This window comes from Novosphingobium sp. BW1, assembly GCF_008107685.1.
In the GTDB taxonomy this organism is placed as follows: domain Bacteria; phylum Pseudomonadota; class Alphaproteobacteria; order Sphingomonadales; family Sphingomonadaceae; genus Novosphingobium.
The window spans coordinates 25,445-42,122 of sequence record NZ_VIRF01000069.1 but is presented as its reverse complement, the minus strand read 5'-3'; the positions used below and the strand labels follow the sequence as shown (position 1 = coordinate 42,122).

At 65.1% G+C, this 16,678-nt stretch carries 15 protein-coding genes and 1 tRNA gene; 12 read left to right on the top strand and 4 right to left on the bottom strand.

Annotated elements, in window-relative coordinates:
* Nucleotides 1–333: 333 nt before the first annotated feature.
* From FMM79_RS10320 to FMM79_RS10310, 3 genes are all read left to right on the top strand, one after another.
* Nucleotides 334–1,272, top strand: a complete 939-nt coding sequence (locus FMM79_RS10320) for a hypothetical protein (RefSeq protein ID WP_148627421.1) — start codon at nucleotides 334–336, stop codon at nucleotides 1,270–1,272.
* A 162-nt stretch (nucleotides 1,273–1,434) separates the two neighbouring features.
* Nucleotides 1,435–1,803, top strand: a complete 369-nt coding sequence (locus FMM79_RS10315) for a hypothetical protein (RefSeq protein ID WP_148627420.1) — start codon at nucleotides 1,435–1,437, stop codon at nucleotides 1,801–1,803.
* Nucleotides 1,804–2,080: 277 nt separating this feature from the next.
* Nucleotides 2,081–3,025 carry a hypothetical protein gene (locus FMM79_RS10310; protein ID WP_148627419.1) on the top strand — a complete coding sequence of 315 codons (945 nt, stop codon included), beginning with the start codon at nucleotides 2,081–2,083 and terminating at the stop codon, nucleotides 3,023–3,025.
* Nucleotides 3,026–3,091: 66 nt separating this feature from the next.
* Here the strand turns inward: FMM79_RS10310 and FMM79_RS10305 are convergent, their stop codons facing one another.
* Together FMM79_RS10305 and FMM79_RS10300 are read right to left on the bottom strand one after the other, a co-directional pair.
* Complete coding sequence (locus FMM79_RS10305; protein WP_148627418.1) at nucleotides 3,092–4,543, bottom strand: NAD-dependent succinate-semialdehyde dehydrogenase; 1,452 nt, start codon at nucleotides 4,541–4,543, stop codon at nucleotides 3,092–3,094.
* A gap of 200 nt (nucleotides 4,544–4,743) precedes the next feature.
* The gene (locus tag FMM79_RS10300) at nucleotides 4,744–5,034 is read right to left on the bottom strand and encodes a GNAT family N-acetyltransferase (protein WP_148627417.1); all 291 of its coding nucleotides are present in this window, start codon (nucleotides 5,032–5,034) and stop codon (nucleotides 4,744–4,746) included.
* Nucleotides 5,035–5,107: 73 nt separating this feature from the next.
* Between FMM79_RS10300 and FMM79_RS10295 the strand changes: the two genes are divergently transcribed.
* Nucleotides 5,108–6,103 carry a low specificity L-threonine aldolase gene (locus FMM79_RS10295; protein ID WP_148627478.1) on the top strand — a complete coding sequence of 332 codons (996 nt, stop codon included), beginning with the start codon at nucleotides 5,108–5,110 and terminating at the stop codon, nucleotides 6,101–6,103.
* 29 nt (nucleotides 6,104–6,132) lie between these two features.
* Nucleotides 6,133–7,038 (top strand): DMT family transporter, encoded by a 906-nt coding sequence (locus FMM79_RS10290; RefSeq protein ID WP_148627416.1) that lies wholly within the window; start codon nucleotides 6,133–6,135, stop codon nucleotides 7,036–7,038.
* On the opposite strand, the gene FMM79_RS10285 is transcribed toward FMM79_RS10290, so the two are convergent.
* The gene (locus FMM79_RS10285) at nucleotides 6,948–7,793 is read right to left on the bottom strand and encodes an SDR family NAD(P)-dependent oxidoreductase (protein WP_148627415.1); all 846 of its coding nucleotides are present in this window, start codon (nucleotides 7,791–7,793) and stop codon (nucleotides 6,948–6,950) included. The genes FMM79_RS10290 and FMM79_RS10285 overlap by 91 nt on opposite strands.
* Nucleotides 7,794–7,900: 107 nt before the next feature.
* Between FMM79_RS10285 and pepN the strand changes: the two genes are divergently transcribed.
* The 6 genes from pepN (at nucleotide 7,901) to FMM79_RS10255 (ending at nucleotide 14,921) form a co-directional block, all read left to right on the top strand.
* Complete coding sequence (pepN, locus tag FMM79_RS10280) at nucleotides 7,901–10,555, top strand: aminopeptidase N (RefSeq protein ID WP_148627414.1); 2,655 nt, start codon at nucleotides 7,901–7,903, stop codon at nucleotides 10,553–10,555.
* A complete protein-coding gene (gene pgeF / locus FMM79_RS10275) occupies nucleotides 10,548–11,330 on the top strand; it encodes a peptidoglycan editing factor PgeF (RefSeq protein ID WP_240339106.1) in 783 nt (260 codons plus the stop codon). Before pepN ends, pgeF begins: the two co-directional genes overlap by 8 nt.
* 263 nt (nucleotides 11,331–11,593) lie before the next feature.
* Nucleotides 11,594–12,127 (top strand): ubiquinol-cytochrome c reductase iron-sulfur subunit, encoded by a 534-nt coding sequence (gene petA / locus FMM79_RS10270; protein ID WP_148627413.1) that lies wholly within the window; start codon nucleotides 11,594–11,596, stop codon nucleotides 12,125–12,127.
* A gap of 23 nt (nucleotides 12,128–12,150) precedes the next feature.
* Nucleotides 12,151–13,434, top strand: coding sequence for a cytochrome b/b6 (locus tag FMM79_RS10265; RefSeq protein ID WP_039389203.1), 1,284 nt, complete (start codon nucleotides 12,151–12,153; stop codon nucleotides 13,432–13,434).
* 30 nt (nucleotides 13,435–13,464) lie between these two features.
* Nucleotides 13,465–14,274 carry a cytochrome c1 gene (locus FMM79_RS10260; protein WP_148627412.1) on the top strand — a complete coding sequence of 270 codons (810 nt, stop codon included), beginning with the start codon at nucleotides 13,465–13,467 and terminating at the stop codon, nucleotides 14,272–14,274.
* A gap of 110 nt (nucleotides 14,275–14,384) precedes the next feature.
* Nucleotides 14,385–14,921 carry an adenine phosphoribosyltransferase gene (locus FMM79_RS10255; protein ID WP_148627411.1) on the top strand — a complete coding sequence of 179 codons (537 nt, stop codon included), beginning with the start codon at nucleotides 14,385–14,387 and terminating at the stop codon, nucleotides 14,919–14,921.
* Nucleotides 14,922–14,951: 30 nt separating this feature from the next.
* Here the strand turns inward: FMM79_RS10255 and FMM79_RS10250 are convergent, their stop codons facing one another.
* Complete coding sequence (locus tag FMM79_RS10250) at nucleotides 14,952–16,331, bottom strand: malonyl-CoA decarboxylase domain-containing protein (protein ID WP_205466599.1); 1,380 nt, start codon at nucleotides 16,329–16,331, stop codon at nucleotides 14,952–14,954.
* A gap of 200 nt (nucleotides 16,332–16,531) precedes the next feature.
* On the opposite strand from FMM79_RS10250, the gene FMM79_RS10245 reads away from it, so the two are divergent.
* Nucleotides 16,532–16,605 (top strand) — tRNA-Gly (locus FMM79_RS10245).
* Nucleotides 16,606–16,678: the final 73 nt, after the last annotated feature.

The window sequence follows — 16,678 nt, the reverse complement described above, 5'->3', positions numbered from 1 at the left end:
TAATCCGATTATAGAAGTAAATTCCTTCTAAAGCATGTGCTTAACGACTCCTTAGAGATTATTCCCGATACCGTGCCGCGACGCAGCGAGGAATCGGTGCGGGATGCACATGTCCAGGGATGTTTTCCCCGAGCGTGGCCGGACCTGGTCCGGCGGGCGGAGCCGCGGCGCGGTGGGCTGCCTGGTGATCTCCCGCATGTCCTTTACGTCATGTTTGAACCCGACATCGCTTTTGGACGGGACACCACATGGCAGGTGATCGCGAGCCGCCCCCGGCTCTCGCCTGCCCGTGCTGGACGGAGCCGGAAGCGGGAGAAGAATTGCCGTCCAGTCATGACCGAGATCCAAGACCATACCGAGCGCCGCTTGCAGATTCAGGTCTACCAGGAGTGGGCGCGCGTGGCCAAGGCCAAGCCGTTTCCCTCCATGGAGGACATGGAGGAGGTTGCGCTCGAGGGGTTCCACGAGGACAGCGTGGTCCTGCAGATGACCGAGGATGCGAGGGACCCCATCATCGCCTTCGTCGGGAGCAACCTGCGCCGGGATTGCGGGCAGGGCACGCGTATCGAGCGCCTGCCCGACGTGCCGGGACTGACGCTGCTTTCGCGCTTTACCGATACCTACCTGCAGTGCGTCGCGAACCGGGCGCCCGTCGGCTTCGAGGCCTCGTTCATCAATTGCCTGGAGGAGAACGTGCACTACCGGGGCATCCTGCTGCCGATCTCAAGCGATGGGCAGAACGTCGATACCGTCTGGGGCGTGACCAGCAGCAAGAGCGAGCCCCTGGCCGACTTCGCCGCCATGGCCGAGGAACTCGAACTCGTCGACGAAGTGCCCGCCGCGACGCCTTCGAATGACTACGCCGCTGCCCAGACGGCGGAGGCCAAGGCAACGGACGTGCCGAGTGCGGAGGCGCAGCGTCTGGCACAAGAGCTGACCGCGTGCCGCGACATCGACGGTCTGGTCGGCCTTGCTCTGGTCGATATCGCCGATGGCGCTGTTAGCGCGCAGCTGGCCTGCGTCGGTGATTTCGATCTGGCTGGCGTCGCCGCCAGCGGTGCCAAACTCATCCGCCTCAAGCGCGAGGTCATCGCCCAGTGCGGCCTGGCCGAGCGACTCGAGGAAGCGATCGTCACGACTCGGCGCCAGTTCTGGTTGCTGAAAGCTCTGGAAGGCGTGGAGGACCTGCTGGTGCTTACCGCGCTCGACAGGGATCGCGGCAACCTCGCCAACGCGCGGCGGCAACTGGGCGAGGCGCTCATGACAGGCTGATTCCGGGCTCCGCCTGACCTGCTGGCCGCGCGCACTAGCATAATGTTTTTAAGACTTTTCAGAAGGGTAGCTGGCGGCACGGGCTCCATGAGAGGGTCTCGCGTCCCGCCCTTCGTCACACGTGTTTCCCAGCCCACATCTCAATCCAGAAAGGGATATCCTATGTCACTTGAAGCCAAGCTCAACGAATGCCTCGAAATCGATGGCGCAAAGGCCGTTGCGCTGGTCGATCTCGCCACCGGTATGGCGGTCGCGACCGCGGGCGATTCGAACGGTCTCGATCTCAACGTCGCGGCGGCGGGCAACACCAACGTGATGAAGGCCAAGGTGGCCACCATGAAGGATCTGGGCCTCGACGACGAAGTCGAGGACGTGCTCATTTCGCTCTCGAGCCAGTACCACATGATCCGCCCGCTCACTGACGATTCGGGCAAGGGCCTGTTCCTCTACCTTGTGCTTGACAAGGCCAAGGCGAACCTGGGCATGGCCCGCTTCAAGGTTTCGCGCATCGAGGCCGACCTCAAAGTCTGAGCCTCCGCGCACGGCTGCGGAGCCCATGGTCCCGCTCTGCAAACCCCGGTCCACGGCAAGGTGGGCCGGGGTTTCGCATGTCTAGGGACATTGGAGTCCGCCTCTTGATCTTCGGATGATGAAAAAGCGGTAGATTTTACAGCACTTTAAGTTGTATTTAGTCATTCCGGCGATAGCGTCCCGAAAATTGATCGCCGTGCGTTGGCGCGCGGCGTCATGATGATGGGGAAGGTGGCGGTCCTTCGGGGCTGTGCGGTGGTATGGGGCGCAAGTCCGAATGACGAGTGAAGACCAGGACCTTGAGGAGCGCAGGCTCCAGATGCAGGTCTACCATGAGTGGGCTCGGCTTGCCCGGTCACGTCCCTATCCCGATTTTCAGGACATGGAGGATGGCGCTCTTGAGCCGTTCCGCGCAGACAGTGCGATCGTGCAGGTTTACGAGGACGGCGCGGCCCCCCAGCTGACCTTCGTGGGTGCGAACCTGCGCAGGGATTGCGGGGAAGGGGCCCGGCTGGAGCGCCGCGATGATGTCCCGGCTGGAACCCTGCTGGCGCATCTCACCGAAAACTGCGCGCAATGCGTTTCCAATCGCTCGCCGATCTGGTTCGAGGCCGAGTTCGACAACCGCCTTGGCGAAAAGGTGAAGGCGCGCGGCATCCTGCTGCCAGTATCGAGCGACGGGGGAACCGTGGACATGGTCTGGTGCGCGGCAAGCTGCAGCGTCGAGGCGCGCGAGGAGCCTGTCGCGCCCTTGCCGATCCCACAGGCGCTCGCGCAAGGGCAGGTTGCCCTCGAGGGCGAGACGCTCGCCGCGCTGCAGGATGACCTGGCCTTTCGCGCACTGGTCGTCGAACTGGGCAAGCGGCTGGTCGAGGCGGCCGGCCTGGAGGGGCTGGTCGGCCTGGCGCTGGTGGCGAGCGCAGGGGGCGAGGTGGTCTCGCAGCTGCGCCGTGGGCCCGGCTTCGACCTGCCGCGGGCCGCGCAGTTCATGGCCGGGCTGGCGCGGGCTGAAACGCAGGCGCTGGCCTCAGGGCCACATGCAGAGCGTGTCGAGCAGGTCGCGGTGACTACGGCCCGCCATGTCGGGTTCGCCCGTCCTCTGGGCGAGGTGCCGGGCCTCATGGTGCTCGTCGCGCTCGACCGGGGGATGCTGAACCTCGCCAACGCGCGCATCGCCATGGCCCGGCTTGCCCGCGATCTGGACGGTGCGGGCGTCCGATAGAAAAAGCCCCGGTAGAACCGCGAAGGTCCTGCCGGGGCCGTTCTTCATTCGCCGTGGGCGAAATCGTCAGGCGGGCTTCACGCCCATGCACAGGTACTTCAACTCCATGTAGTCATCGAGCCCGTAGTGCGAGCCTTCGCGGCCCAGACCCGACTGCTTGACGCCGCCAAAGGGGGCGACTTCGGTGGAGATGAGGCCGGTGTTGATGCCCACCATGCCCGCTTCGAGCGCTTCGGCGACGCGCCACACGCGGCTCATGTCCGAGGCGTAGAAGTAGCTTGCGAGACCGAACTCGGTGTCGTTGGCCATGGCGATCGCCTCGGCTTCCTCGGTGAAACGGATGACACCGGCAAGCGGCCCGAAAGTCTCTTCGCGCGCCAGCAGCATGTCGGGCTTTACGTTGGCGACCACGGTCGGGTTGAAGTAGCTGCCGCCGCGTTCGTTACGCGAACCACCTGCAAGGACGGTCGCGCCGCCGTCGACGGCGTCCTTGAGGTGTTCCTCGACCTTGGCGACGGCCTTTTCATCGACCAGCGGGCCCACTTCGGTGCCCTCGTCGAGGCCGTAGCCCACCTTCATCGCCTTCACGCGCGCGGCCAGTTTCTCGACGAATTCGTCGTAGACGCCGTCCTGCACGTAGAAGCGGTTGGTGCACACGCAGGTCTGGCCGCCGTTGCGGAACTTGGAAATCATCGCGCCTTCGATCGCGGCATCGACATCGGCGTCGTCGAAGACGAGGAAGGGTGCATTGCCGCCCAGCTCCATCGAGCACTTCTTGACCGTGTCGGCCGATTCCTTGAGGAGCTGGCGGCCGATCTCGGTCGAGCCGGTGAAGGTGATCTTGGCGACCTTGGGGCTGCCGGTGAGGGTCGAGCCGATCTGCCCGGCGCTGCCCGTCACCACGTTGACGACGCCTGCGGGAATGCCAGCCTTCTCACATAGCGCGGCGATGGCGAGCGCGGAATACGGGGTCGCCGAGGCGGGCTTGATGACCATGGTGCAGCCCGCCGCGAGCGCGGGGCCCAGCTTGCGGGTGATCATGGCGTTGGGGAAGTTCCAGGGCGTGATCGCGCCGACAACGCCGACCGGCTGCTTGATGACGACGATGCGGCGGTCGCTGGCGTGGCCGGGGATGGTGTCGCCATAAGCGCGCTTGGCCTCTTCACCGAACCATTCGATGAAGCTGGCGCCATAGGCGATCTCGCCCTTGCCTTCGGCGAGCGGCTTGCCCTGTTCACGGCTGAGCAGTTCGCCCAGGTCATCCTGCGCGTCCATCATCAGTTCGTAGAGCTTGCGCAGGATCTTCGAGCGCTCGCCTGCGGTCTTGGCGCGCCAGGCCGGAAGCGCGGCTTCGGCGGCATCGATGGCGCGCAAGGTCTCGTCCGAACACATCTTGGGGACCGTGCCCATGACTTCGCCGGTGCCCGGATTGGTCACCTCAAGCGTAGCGCCGGAGTCCGCATCGCACCACTTTCCATCGATATAGCACTGCTGTTTCAGGAAATCGGAATAAGCCATGTCGTGCGGGTCCTCTTGATCGTAATCGTCGTTTCAGGGCCTTGCGGCCCGTCCCGGCCTTGCGCGGGTGTCACGAGGGACAAGCGCGTGCGGCCTGCGTTTGTTTCACAGGTCCCGCCATGCGGGGGGCGGCGGGTCCTGCCTTGCGCAACCTTGCAGATGTTCGCTGCGCGGTAACGCGGCGTTGGCCCAGGGCGCCTTTACGCTTTTACATCATCCCATTCGGGATGGCGGGCGAAGGCCGCCACGACGTAGCTGCACACCGGCTGGATCCGGAAATGGTTTTCGCGCGCGTCGGCAACCATCGCCTCGACGAGGCGCCCGGCAATCCCGCGCCCGCCAATTTCGGGCGGGACCAGCGTGTGCTCGGCGTAGTGGATGCCGTCGCGCGCGGTCCAGGTCAGCTGGCCCAGCGCTTCGCTGTCGGCGGGGTGGGCGCGGTATTCGCCGCCCTCGTTCGTTTCGTGGCGGGTGATGGTAAGGCCGACCATGGGGTCTCCTGATTGCGCGGCGTGGGACGGGCGGGCTTGACGCCCGCAAGGCTTGCTGGTGAGGCATATGGTCATGCAGTTCCTCTCCGACAATGCCGCCGCTGTTCATCCCGCCGTCTGGAAAGCCATGCAGGCCGCCGACACAGCCGATGCGCCCTATGACGGCGACGCGCTCAGCCGCGCGCTCGACACCGCCTTTTCCGAACTCTTCGGGCGTGAATGCGCGGCGCTCTGGGTCGCGACCGGCACGGCGGCCAACTGCCTGGCGCTGTCCACCATGGTCCAGCCCCACGGCGCGGTGCTGTGCCACCGCGAGGCGCACATCGAGATGGACGAGGGCGGGGCGCCGGGCTTCTTCCTCCACGGCGCCAAGCTGATGACGTTGGAGGGCGAGCACGCCAAGATCGCGCCCGAGGCGCTGGAGGCCGCCGTCTCCGGCACCCGCGATGGGGTTCACCAGGTCCACCCGCACGCGGTCTCGATCACGCAGGCCAGCGAATACGGCTGCGTCTACCGCCCGGACGAGGTCGCCGCATTGGCGTCCTTTGCCCGTGGTCATGACCTTGGCCTGCATATGGACGGCGCGCGCTTTGCCAATGCGGCGGCCTTCCTCGATATCGCGCCTGGAGATATTGTCGCGGGTGTCGATGCCTTGAGCTTCGGCTTCATCAAGAACGGGGCGATGGGCGCCGAAGCCGTGGTGCTGTTCGACCCCGAGGCAGCCGAGGTCCTGCGTTTCCGCCGAAAGCGGGCCGGGCAGTTGCAGTCCAAGGGCCGGTTCCTTGCCGCGCAGATTCTCGCCATGCTGGAGGATGACCTGTGGCTCGCCAACGCGCGCAGCGCCAATGCGGCGGCTGCCGAACTGGCAACGGCGGCGGGGCAGCGCCTGCTCCACCCGGTCGAGGCGAACGAAGTCTTCCTCGCCTGCACGCAGGCGGAGCGCAGCGCGCTTCGCCAGCAGGGCTTCGGCTTTTACGACTGGGGCACCGAGGCCGCGCGCCTTGTCACGGCCTGGGATGCGAAGGCCGAGGACGTCGCCGCGCTTGCACGGGCCATCGCCGCGCTTTAGGCGCCAGGCACGATGGACACGCACCTTTCATGAACGAGGATTCGCTGCTGCGCCCGGCCGTGGCGCTGCCCTTCCTGCTCGTCAGCCTGATCTGGGGATCGACCTGGTGGGTGATCACCGGGCAGATCGATGCGGCCCCGGCGGGCTGGTCGGTCGCCTGGCGTTTTCTCCTGGCAACGCCGGCGATGTTCCTCGTGGCGGCCGCCATGAAGCGCCCTTTGCGCATCGGGCGCGCCGGGCACGTGCTGGCCATGCTGGTGGGCATCACCCAGTTCTGCGGCAACTACAACTTCGTCTACAGCGCCGAGATGTACCTGACGTCGGGGATCGTCGCGGTGATGATCGCGCTGATGCTTGTGCCCAATGCGCTTCTGGCGCGTGTCCTTCTGGGGCAGCCCATCACGACCCGGTTCCTGGTCGGCAGCGGGATCGCGATTGCCGGGATCGGCCTCCTGCTTCTCCATGAGGCGCGCGAGGCGCCGCTGGCGGGCTCGGTCTGGCTGGGCGTCGTGCTGGCGCTCGCGGCCATGCTCTGCGCCTCGATCTCCAACGTGATCCAGGCCAACGAGACGGGCCGCAAGCTGCCGATGGTGAGCCTGCTTGCCTGGGCCATGCTCTATGGCACGCTGGCCGATATCGTGGTGGCCTGGCTGCGCGACGGGCCGCCGGTGATCCCCACTGCGCCGCGCTACTGGCTGGGGACGGCCTACCTGGCCATCTTCGGCTCGGTCGTGACTTTCCCGCTCTATTACACGCTGATCCGCAAGCTGGGAGCCGGGCGCGCGGCTTATAACGGGGTGGCGGTCGTCGTCATCGCGATGCTGCTCTCGACCGTGTTCGAGGGTTACCGCTGGTCGCTGCTGGCGGGCTCCGGCGCGGCGCTGGCCACGCTCGGGCTCATCGTGGCGCTGAGCGCGCGCAAGCCCGCCACGTAAGTCGCATAGCGCGGGCGCCAGCCCAGCACGCGCTTGGCCTTGCCGTTCGCCACGCGCCGGTTCTCGGCATAGAAACCGCGTGCCATGGGCGAGAGCCCCGCTTCGTCAAGGGTCTGGAGCGGGGGCAGGGGCAGGTTCAGCAGCGCGCAGGCGTGCTCGACCAGCCAGTTCTGCGGGCAGGGCAGGTCATCGGCGAGGTTGTAGGCACCCGCGGGCTTTTCGATCCCGGCCAGCACGCCCGCCGCGATATCCTCCACGTGGACGCGGCTGAACACCTGGCCGGGGAGGTCGATGCGGTGCGCGCGGCCCTCCTGCATGCGCTCGAGGATCGAGCGGCCCGGACCATAGATGCCGGGCAGGCGATAGACCCGCGCGCCCAGTTTCTGCCATTCGCGGTCCGCTTCGGCGCGTGCGGTGCGCCGTCCGGTGCCAATGGGGCTTGCCTCGTCCACCCAGGCCCCGCCCGCATCGCCGTAGACTCCGGTCGAGGAAAGGTAGGACAGCGCCTTGCCCTTGAGCGCATCGCCGTAGGTCTCCAGCACCGGATCGAGCGGTTCGCCGCGTGCTTCCTTGCCCGGCGGAACCGAGGACAGCACATGGTCTGCATCGGCAAGAGCGGTGCGCACCGAGCCTTCATCGTCGAAGGAGAGCGTGCCCGAACGGCCGGTGGAAATGACTTCCCAGCCTCTGGCTTCCAGGGCGCGGGCGATGACAGAGGCGGTGTAGCCAAGGCCGAAGATGAAGAAACGAGGCATGGGGGAAGGCCTAGCAGCCTTGTGCCCATTCGACAAAGTGTGCGCCTTGCGCGCAAAACGTATCTCCCCTGTCTGGCAATCGCGCCGGGAAGGGCTAGATAAGGCGCATGGACATCGCCAGCAGACCCGCCGAGCCCGAACAGAACCCCCAGACTGCCGACGCTGCGCCCGCGCCGCAGGCCCCGCCGGTGATCCGGCGCGAGGACTACCTGCCCCCGGCCTGGCTGGTTCCCGAGATCGCGCTCGATTTCGATCTGGGCCTCGATGCGACGAAGGTCACGTCCACGCTGTCGGTAAAGCGCAACCCCGAAGGCAACGGGGCTTCGACGCTGCGCCTCAACGGAGACCAGATCTCGCCGGTCTCGATCCGTGTCGATGGCGAGACAGCCAGCGACTGGCGCATGGACGGGCCCGATCTCCTCGTCGAGCTTTCGGGCGATGCGCACGAGGTCACCATCGAGACCGCGCTTGTGCCCTCCGGCAACAGCCAGCTCATGGGGCTCTACGCGTCCAACGGGATGCTGTGCACGCAGTGCGAGGCCGAGGGCTTTCGCCGCATCACCTTCTTTCCCGACCGGCCCGATGTCCTCTCGACCTATTCGGTGCGCATGTCGGGCGACAAGGCGACCTTCCCGATCCTGCTCGCCAACGGCAACTGCACTGCCGAGGGCGACGGCGAAAACGGCACGCACTGGGCTGAGTGGCACGATCCCTGGCCCAAGCCCAGCTACCTCTTCGCACTCGTCGCGGGCGAACTGATCGCCAATCACGGCACCTTTACCACGAAGAGCGGCCGCAAGGTCGTTCTCAACGTCTGGGTGCGCCCTGGGGATGAAGGCCGCACGCAGCACGCGCTCGATTCTCTGATTGCCACAATGAAGTGGGACGAGGAGACCTTCGGTCGCGAGTACGACCTTGATCTCTTCAACATCGTCGCCGTATCCGATTTCAACATGGGGGCGATGGAGAACAAGGGGCTCAACGTCTTCAACACGCGCTATGTGCTGGCCGACCCCGACACGGCGACCGATGGCGACTACGACGCTATCGAGGGGGTTATCGGGCACGAGTACTTCCACAACTGGTCGGGGAATCGCGTGACCTGCCGCGACTGGTTCCAGCTTTCCTTGAAGGAAGGCTTCACGGTACTGCGCGACCAGCTCTTCAGCGCCGACATGGGCTCGGAGCCGGTCAAGCGCATTGAGGACGTGCGGATCCTGCGCATTGCTCAGTTCCCGGAGGATTCCGGTCCGCTCGCGCATCCGATTCGTCCAGATTCCTATCAGGAAATCAGTAATTTCTACACGGCGACGGTCTATAACAAGGGCGCCGAGGTCATCCGCATGATGCGGACCATGGCCGGAGAAGAGCGCTTCCGAAAGGGCACCGATCTCTACTTCGACCGGCACGACGGCACCGCAGCGACCTGCGAGGATTTCGTCAAGGCAATCGAGGATGGCGCGGGGCTCGACCTTACGCAATTCCGCCTGTGGTACTCGCAGGCCGGAACGCCGCAGGTCGCGGCAAGCCTTGCGCAGGAGGACGGCAAGGCGGTCCTTACCCTCCACCAGACCGTGCCGACCACGCCCGGCCAGCCCGAGAAGCAGGCCATGCCGATCCCGCTGCGGGTCGCCCTGTTCGACCGCGCGACGGGCACCCACTCGGGCGAGAGCCTGATCGTGCTCGACAAGGCCAAAGGGCGCTTCGAATTCGCCAATGCGCCTGCCGATCCGGTGCTCTCGATCAACCGCGGCTTCTCGGCCCCGGTTGCCATCGAGATGGCGCGGCCCGATTCCGACCTCGTCTTCCTCGCCGCCTGCGACGATGATCCCTTCGCCCGCTACGAGGCAATGCAGAGCCTTGTCGTCCAGCACCTTGTCGCGGCGGTCGGCGGCGGCCTCGATGACGGCCAGCGCAGGGCCGGACGCACCGCCATTGGCGAAGCGTTCCGCGCCATCGTGACCGACGCCGAACTCGATGATCTGATGCGAGGCGAACTGATGCTGCTCCCGGCGGAGAGTTATCTGGCCGAGCAGCTCCTCGTCTCCGATCCGGGCGCGATCCACGCCGAGCGCGAAGGACTCAAGGCCTGGCTCGGCGCGACCTTTGCAGGCGAACTCAAGGCCTTGCACGATCGCGTCTCGGCGGTGCCCTACAGCCGCGAGGCTGAGGCCCGCGGCGCGCGTAAGGTCAAGACGCAGGCGCTTGTCTACATCGCGGCGGGCGACAGTGCCGAAGGCGCATCGCGCGGCATCGCCCAGTACCGCGCGGCATCGTGCATGACCGACCGTCAGGGCGCGCTCATGGTGCTGGCAAGCCTCGATTGCGCCGAACGCGAAGAGGCCCTGGCCGACTTCCTCGCGCGCTACGAGGGCAATGCGCTCGTCATCGACAAGTGGTTCTCGCTTCAGGCCGGTTCGCTCCACCCGCGCGTGCTGGAACATGTGCGCACCTTGGCCAAGCACCCCGAATTTCGCATGTCGAACCCAAACCGCGTGCGCTCGGTCTTCATGGCTGCGGCCATGAACCCGGTTGCGTTCCACGACCCGAGCGGCGAGGGCTACCGCATGATCGGCGACATCATCCGCCGCCTCGACCCGATCAATCCACAGACCGCGGCGCGCTTCGTGCCCTCGCTCGGCCGCTGGCGCCGGGTGGAGCCAGCGCGCGCCAAGCTCATGCGCGCCGAGCTGGAGCGCATCGCGCAGGAGCCCGATCTGTCGCGCGATGTACGCGAGCAGGTGAGCAAGAGCCTTGGCTGACCTGGAGACGGCGGGCGTCGATGTCGCCCGTGCCCAAGCGCTCGAGGGGATCGCGCACGGTTTCCTTGGCCGCCGCGGCGGCGTCAGCGAAGGCGAAGTGGCCGGGCTCAACGTGGGCTACGGCTCGGGCGATGACCGCGACAAGATTGATGCGAATCGAGCGCTTGTCGTAGACGCCGTGCTCCCCGGAGCGCAGCTGACGACCGTCTACCAGGTCCATTCGCCCGACTGTGTGCCAGTTTCCGATCCCATCTGGAGCGATACCGTGCGGCCCCGCGCGGACGCGATGGCGACGAACCGTCCAGGCGTGCTCCTGGGCATCCTCACGGCCGATTGCGCGCCCGTGCTTCTGGCCGATCGCGAGGCAGGGGTCGTGGGCGCTGCGCACGCGGGTTGGAAGGGCGCCTTTGCCGGTGTGACCGACAGCACGGTTGCGGCGATGGAAGCGCTGGGGGCCGACCGGAGCCGTATCGTCGCGGCCGTGGGCCCGTGCATCGCGCGCCGCAGTTACGAGGTCGATGAGGCCTTTTTCCGCCGTTTCGTGGAAGCCGACGCGGTGAACGAGGGCTTCTTTGCCGCCGGGCGCGAAGGTCATCACCAGTTTGATCTGGAAGCCTATGTCGCCGCGCGCCTGGCCGCTTCGGGAGTGGGCCGAATCGAGACCCTAGGGCTCGACACCTATGCGGCGCCCGAGCGGTATTTCTCGTTCCGGCGGGCGGCCCATCAGGACGCGGCAAATTACGGACGCCAGATATCCGTAATTGGCTTGACCTAGGTCAAGACAGCCCCCGAACAGAGCCACTACAACGGCGCCTGGGGTGCTTTCTTGCGGCTTGCTTGACCAAAAACACGGTTGGCAGGGCTGGTTTTCGTGTATATCAGCCGTGCCAAGTCGGTAGTGAGGACGAGATATATCTTGTTCCGGTACCGTACGTTGGGGGGATCCAAGCGAACCGTAGGTAAGCAACCTGGCCCCTTGTCGGTTCCGGCGCACGTCGGTTTTGGCGGGGGGTTGTCTAAAGCAAGGCAAGGGCAAACATGGCAGAAGAAGATGGCGTGCGGAGGCGCGATTTCATCAATGTCGCGGCGGTAAGCGCGGCAGGAGTCGCCGGAATAGGGGTAGTCATTCCGCTGGTAAGCCAGATGTCGGCCTCGGCCGATGTCCTCGCGGCTTCCACCACCGAGGTCGATATCTCTTCTGTTCAGACGGGGCAGGCGATCAAGGCGATCTTCCGCAAGCAGCCGGTCTTCATCCGTAATCTCACCCAGCGCGAGATCGACGCGGCGAATGCGGTCGATGCCGCCAGCCTGCGCGATCCGCAGACGCTGGAAGAGCGTACCAAGGAAGGCAAGACCAACTGGCTGATCACCATGGGCGTTTGCACGCACCTGGGATGCGTGCCGCTGGGCGCCGGCGAGGGTGAGCCGCGCGGTGAGTTCGGCGGGTATTTCTGCCCCTGCCACGGTTCGCACTACGACACCGCCGCCCGTATCCGTAAGGGCCCCGCGCCCCTGAACCTGCAGGTTCCGGACTACGAATTCACGTCCGACACTGTCGTGACCATCGGTTAAGCCCAAGAGAGAGGATCAAGAACATGAGCTTTCCCTGGGCCAAGGAATACACTCCCAGCCATCCCTTTATGAAGTGGATGGACGAGCGCCTGCCGGTGCCGCGCCTTGTCTACAACGCCGTCGGCGGCGGCTACGAGGTTCCGCGTAATCTCAATTATTTCTGGAACTTCGGTTTCCTCGCGGGGCTGTGCCTCGTGCTGCAGATCGTCACGGGCATCGTCATGGCGATGCACTACGCGGCAAATACTGAGGTTGCCTTCGACACTATCGAGCACACTGTGCGCGACGTGAACTGGGGCTGGCTGATGCGTTACGCGCACGCCAATGGCGCCTCGGCCTTCTTCGTCGTTATCTACGTTCACATCTTCCGCGGGTTCTATTTCGGCTCCTACAAGGCGCCGCGCGAGATGGTGTGGCTGCTGGGCGTCGTGATCTTCCTTCTCATGATGGCGACCGCCTTCATGGGCTACGTGCTTCCCTGGGGCCAGATGAGCTTCTGGGGCGCCAAGGTGATCACCGGTCTGTTCAGCGCGATCCCGCTGGTCGGCGAACCGCTCCAGCAGTGGCTGCTCGGCGGCTTTGCGCCCGACAACGCCGCGCTCAACCGCTTCTTCTCACTGCACTACTTGCTGCCCTTCGTGATCGTGGGCGTGGTCATCCTGCATATCTGGGCGCTGCACATCCCGGGCTCGTCGAACCCGACCGGCGTGGAAGTGAAGAGCGAGAGCGACACCGTTCCGTTCTACCCCTACTACGTCGCCAAGGACGGCTGGGCGATCGGCGTCTTCGCGATCCTCTACTGCGCCATGGTGTTCTTCGCGCCGAACTACTTGGGCCACCCGGACAACTACATTCCGGCCAACCCGATGTCGACGCCCGCGCACATCGTGCCCGAATGGTACTTCTGGCCGTTCTACGCGATCCTGCGCGCCTTCACCCAGGACTTCTTCTTTATCCCGGCCAAGCTGATGGGTGTGCTGGCGATGTTCGGAGCCATCCTGGTGTGGTTCTTCCTGCCCTGGCTGGACAAGTCGCCGATCCGTTCGTCGTCCTATCGTCCGCTGTACAAGAAGTTCTTCTGGTTCGGTCTGATCCCGACCATGGCGGTGCTGTTCTACTGCGGCGGTGCCGCAGCCGAAGAGCCCTATGTCATGATCAGCCAGATTGCCGCGCTATATTATTTCGCGCACTTCCTGATCATCCTGCCGATCGTCTCGGCTATCGAGAAGCCCAAGCCGCTGCCCTTCTCCATCACCGAGGCTGTCCTCGGGAAGGACGAAGACGCGAAGCTTGAGCCTTCGGCCTGATCAACAGCAAGACAGAAAGAGACGAAAGACATGGCACGCATTCTCTCGATCCTCGTCGGGCTGTTCTTCACGGTAGCCCTGGCCTGGTCCCTCGGGCTCGGGTTCTATACCTGGGCCACCGAGCCGGCTCAGCCGACCGCCGAGCACGAATTCCACGAGCATCCCAAGCACGTGAGCTTTGCCAGCGATGGGCCCTTCGGCACGTTCGACAAACAGCAGCTGCAGCGTGGCTTCCAGGTCTACCAGCAGGTCTGCGCGGCCTGCCATGCCCTGAAGCACGTGGCTTTCCGTGACCTCGAAAAGATCGGCTACAACGAGCCGGAAGTGAAGGCCATCGCGGCTCAGTTCCAGATCCCCAAGTACGACGAGATGACTGGCATGGTGGAAACCGTCGAGGGCACGCCCACCGACTACTTCCCGCCCGTCATGTACGCCGGTCAGGGCTCGCCGCCCGATCTTTCGCTGATCACCAAGGCGCGACACGACGGCGGACCCTATGTCTACTCGCTGCTGACCGGGTACCAGGACCAGCCAGCCGAGCTGCTCAAGCACTTCCCGGAGGCCAAGACCCCGGACGGGCTGTACTACAACCCGTACTTCCCCAACCTCAACCTGGCGATGCCCGCACCGCTGATGGAGGACATGGTTACCTATTCGGACGGTACGCCGGCCACGGTCGACCAGATGGCGAAGGACGTCTCGGCCTTCCTGATCTGGACCGCCGAGCCGACCATGGACAAGCGCAAGCAGACCGGTTGGCCGATCCTGGGCTTCCTGCTCTTCGCGACGATCCTGGGTTACATGTCCTACCGCAACATCTGGGCGAACAAGAAGCACTGAGCTTTGGCGTCCCGGTAGATGCAAAGACCCTCTCCATCCTCGCGGTGGAGGGGGTCTTTCGCTATGGAGGCACCGCTGTGTTCCTCAACGAGTTCCCGGAGTAGCCCCACGTGACGCCTGAAGACCTGAAGCCACTTGTCCGCACGATCCCGGATTTTCCCAAGCCCGGTATCCTGTTTCGCGACGTCACCACGCTGATGGGCCATGGGGACGGCTTTGCCGCGGCGGTCGGAATGATGGCGGACAAGGTGCGGGCCTGTGAGGGGCAGGCGATTGCCGGGATCGAGGCGCGCGGCTTCATTTTCGGCGCGGCTATCGCTGCGAAACTGGCCATGCCCTTCATCCCCGTGCGCAAACCCGGCAAGCTGCCCGTTCCGGTCCTCGCCATCGACTATGCGCTGGAATATGGCACCGACACGCTGGAGGTCGATCCGGGCGCGGTGATGGATGGCAGCCGGATTGTCCTGATCGATGATCTCCTGGCAACCGGCGGCACGGCCCTGGCTGCATGCGAACTGCTACGCCGGGCAAGCGGAGTTGTCGCCGAGGCGCTGTTCCTCGTCGACCTTCCCGATCTTGGCGGCGCCGAGCGTCTGCGCAACGCCGGTGTCGCGGTCGAGGCGCTGCTCGATTATCCTGGACACTAAGGTCCTGGCACTGGGGTAGGGGGGCAGCCGTCAGGCTGCATCGGTCGATTTTCTGCGTTTGCCGCCACTCTCTTCATCGCTGCCATCGTCAAGGAGCGCGCGCACTTTCTTTGAGGTCGCGACGGTGCCCATTTCGGCCAGAGCGAAGCAGTTGGCCTCGATGTAGTCGAGGTCGTAGAGATAGTTGACCATGATGCCGCGCGATTGCCTGACCCCGTTGGGGGAGAGGTCCGCATTCGCATGGATCGCCTCAAGGCGGGCGCCGTTGCCCAGGTGAAAACGCGCGACCGGATCGCTGGGCTGGTTGCCCCGCCCTTTGGCCAGGACGAGATAGCGCGCGGCCTCGGCGCGCAAGGTATCGTCCGTCAGGGCCGGTGCTTTGCCGGGGTCTTCCCCGTCCAGCCACCGGGCAAGTCCGGGGACGGGTGACAGCGTCGCGAAGGTTTCGATATGGGGAAGTTCCTCGCGCAGCTGTCCGACCACGCGCTTGATGAGGTGGTTGCCGAAGGGAATGCCTTTGAGACCCTTCTGGCAATTGCTGATCGAATAGAAGATCGCGCAGTTCGCCTCGGCGACGGGCACGCTCTCGCGCTCTTCGGCAATGACTTCGTGGATGGCGCCGGGCACTTCGCGGGTCAGGGCGACCTCGACGAAGATCAGTGGGTCGAGCGGCATCTGCGGGTGGAAAAAGGCGTAGCAGCGCCGGTCGACTGGCTCGACCCGGCGTTGTAGGTCGTCCCAGCCGCGAATGGCGTGGACCGCCTCATAGCGGATGATGCGTTCGAGGAGGACCGCAGGCGAATCCCAGCCGATCCGGCGCAGTTCGAGGAAGCCTGCGTTGAACCAGGCGGTGAAGGCACCTTCGAGTTCGCGGTCGAAGGCAAGAAGGCCCGCCGAGCGGTCGTCGCGCGCGACCGAAAGCAGGTCCTCGCGCAGCCAAAGCAGTTTTTGCGTGCCGTCGGGGGCGGTGTTGAGAAGGTTGATGAGGCGGCGGCAGGGCGACTTGCTGGCCGCGTGAAGAGCAAGGCCCGAGGCCTCGTCGCGCTTGGCCTGCCACTGCGCGATGGCCTTGTCGATGGCGTGGGCATTGAGGGGATAGCGTTCGTGAATCGTTTCCAGAAAGCGGCGGCGCTGGGCTTGCGAGCGGCTTTCGTAAAGGCGGAAGAACGCGGCGGCGAGCGAGGGGCCCGAGGCGCGTCCTCGCACCGAGAGAATCGCATCGGCAAGGTCGAGGAGATTTTCGCCGGGCGCGCTTGGCTGTCCGATCCCGATGCTGCGAAGCAGTTTGCCGAGACCGGCTCCGAGCAACAGGTCGAGCGGCTTGCGCAGCCGGGCTGAGGCTGCATTGACTGCCGAAGCCGCTGGCGCTTGTGGGGGTGGGGCTGTGCGGTCGGGATGTGTCGTGGCCACGGCGATTCGCTCCTCCTCGTCTGGGACGCTGGCAGTCTACCAGTCGCGATAAGGGGCGGGAACCGGCGCGCGCTGAGCCGAGATCCGCAACGGGGCTGGGTGCGAGCGCCGGGCATGCGAAAAGATATGTTGACTAGACGCGCGCTGTCGTGGCAAGCGGCTCGCCTTGGCAGCGCCCGACGCGCTGTCAGGCCGGTGTCGCGGGTATAGCATAGTGGTAATGCTCTAGCCTTCCAAGCTAGCTAGAGGGGTTCGATTCCCCTTACCCGCTCCACGCCTTTTCTTCTCAGATTGATGTTCGCTTATGCCGTTTCAGGCTGCCTTGGCAGGTGGTTGTGGCATCGCAC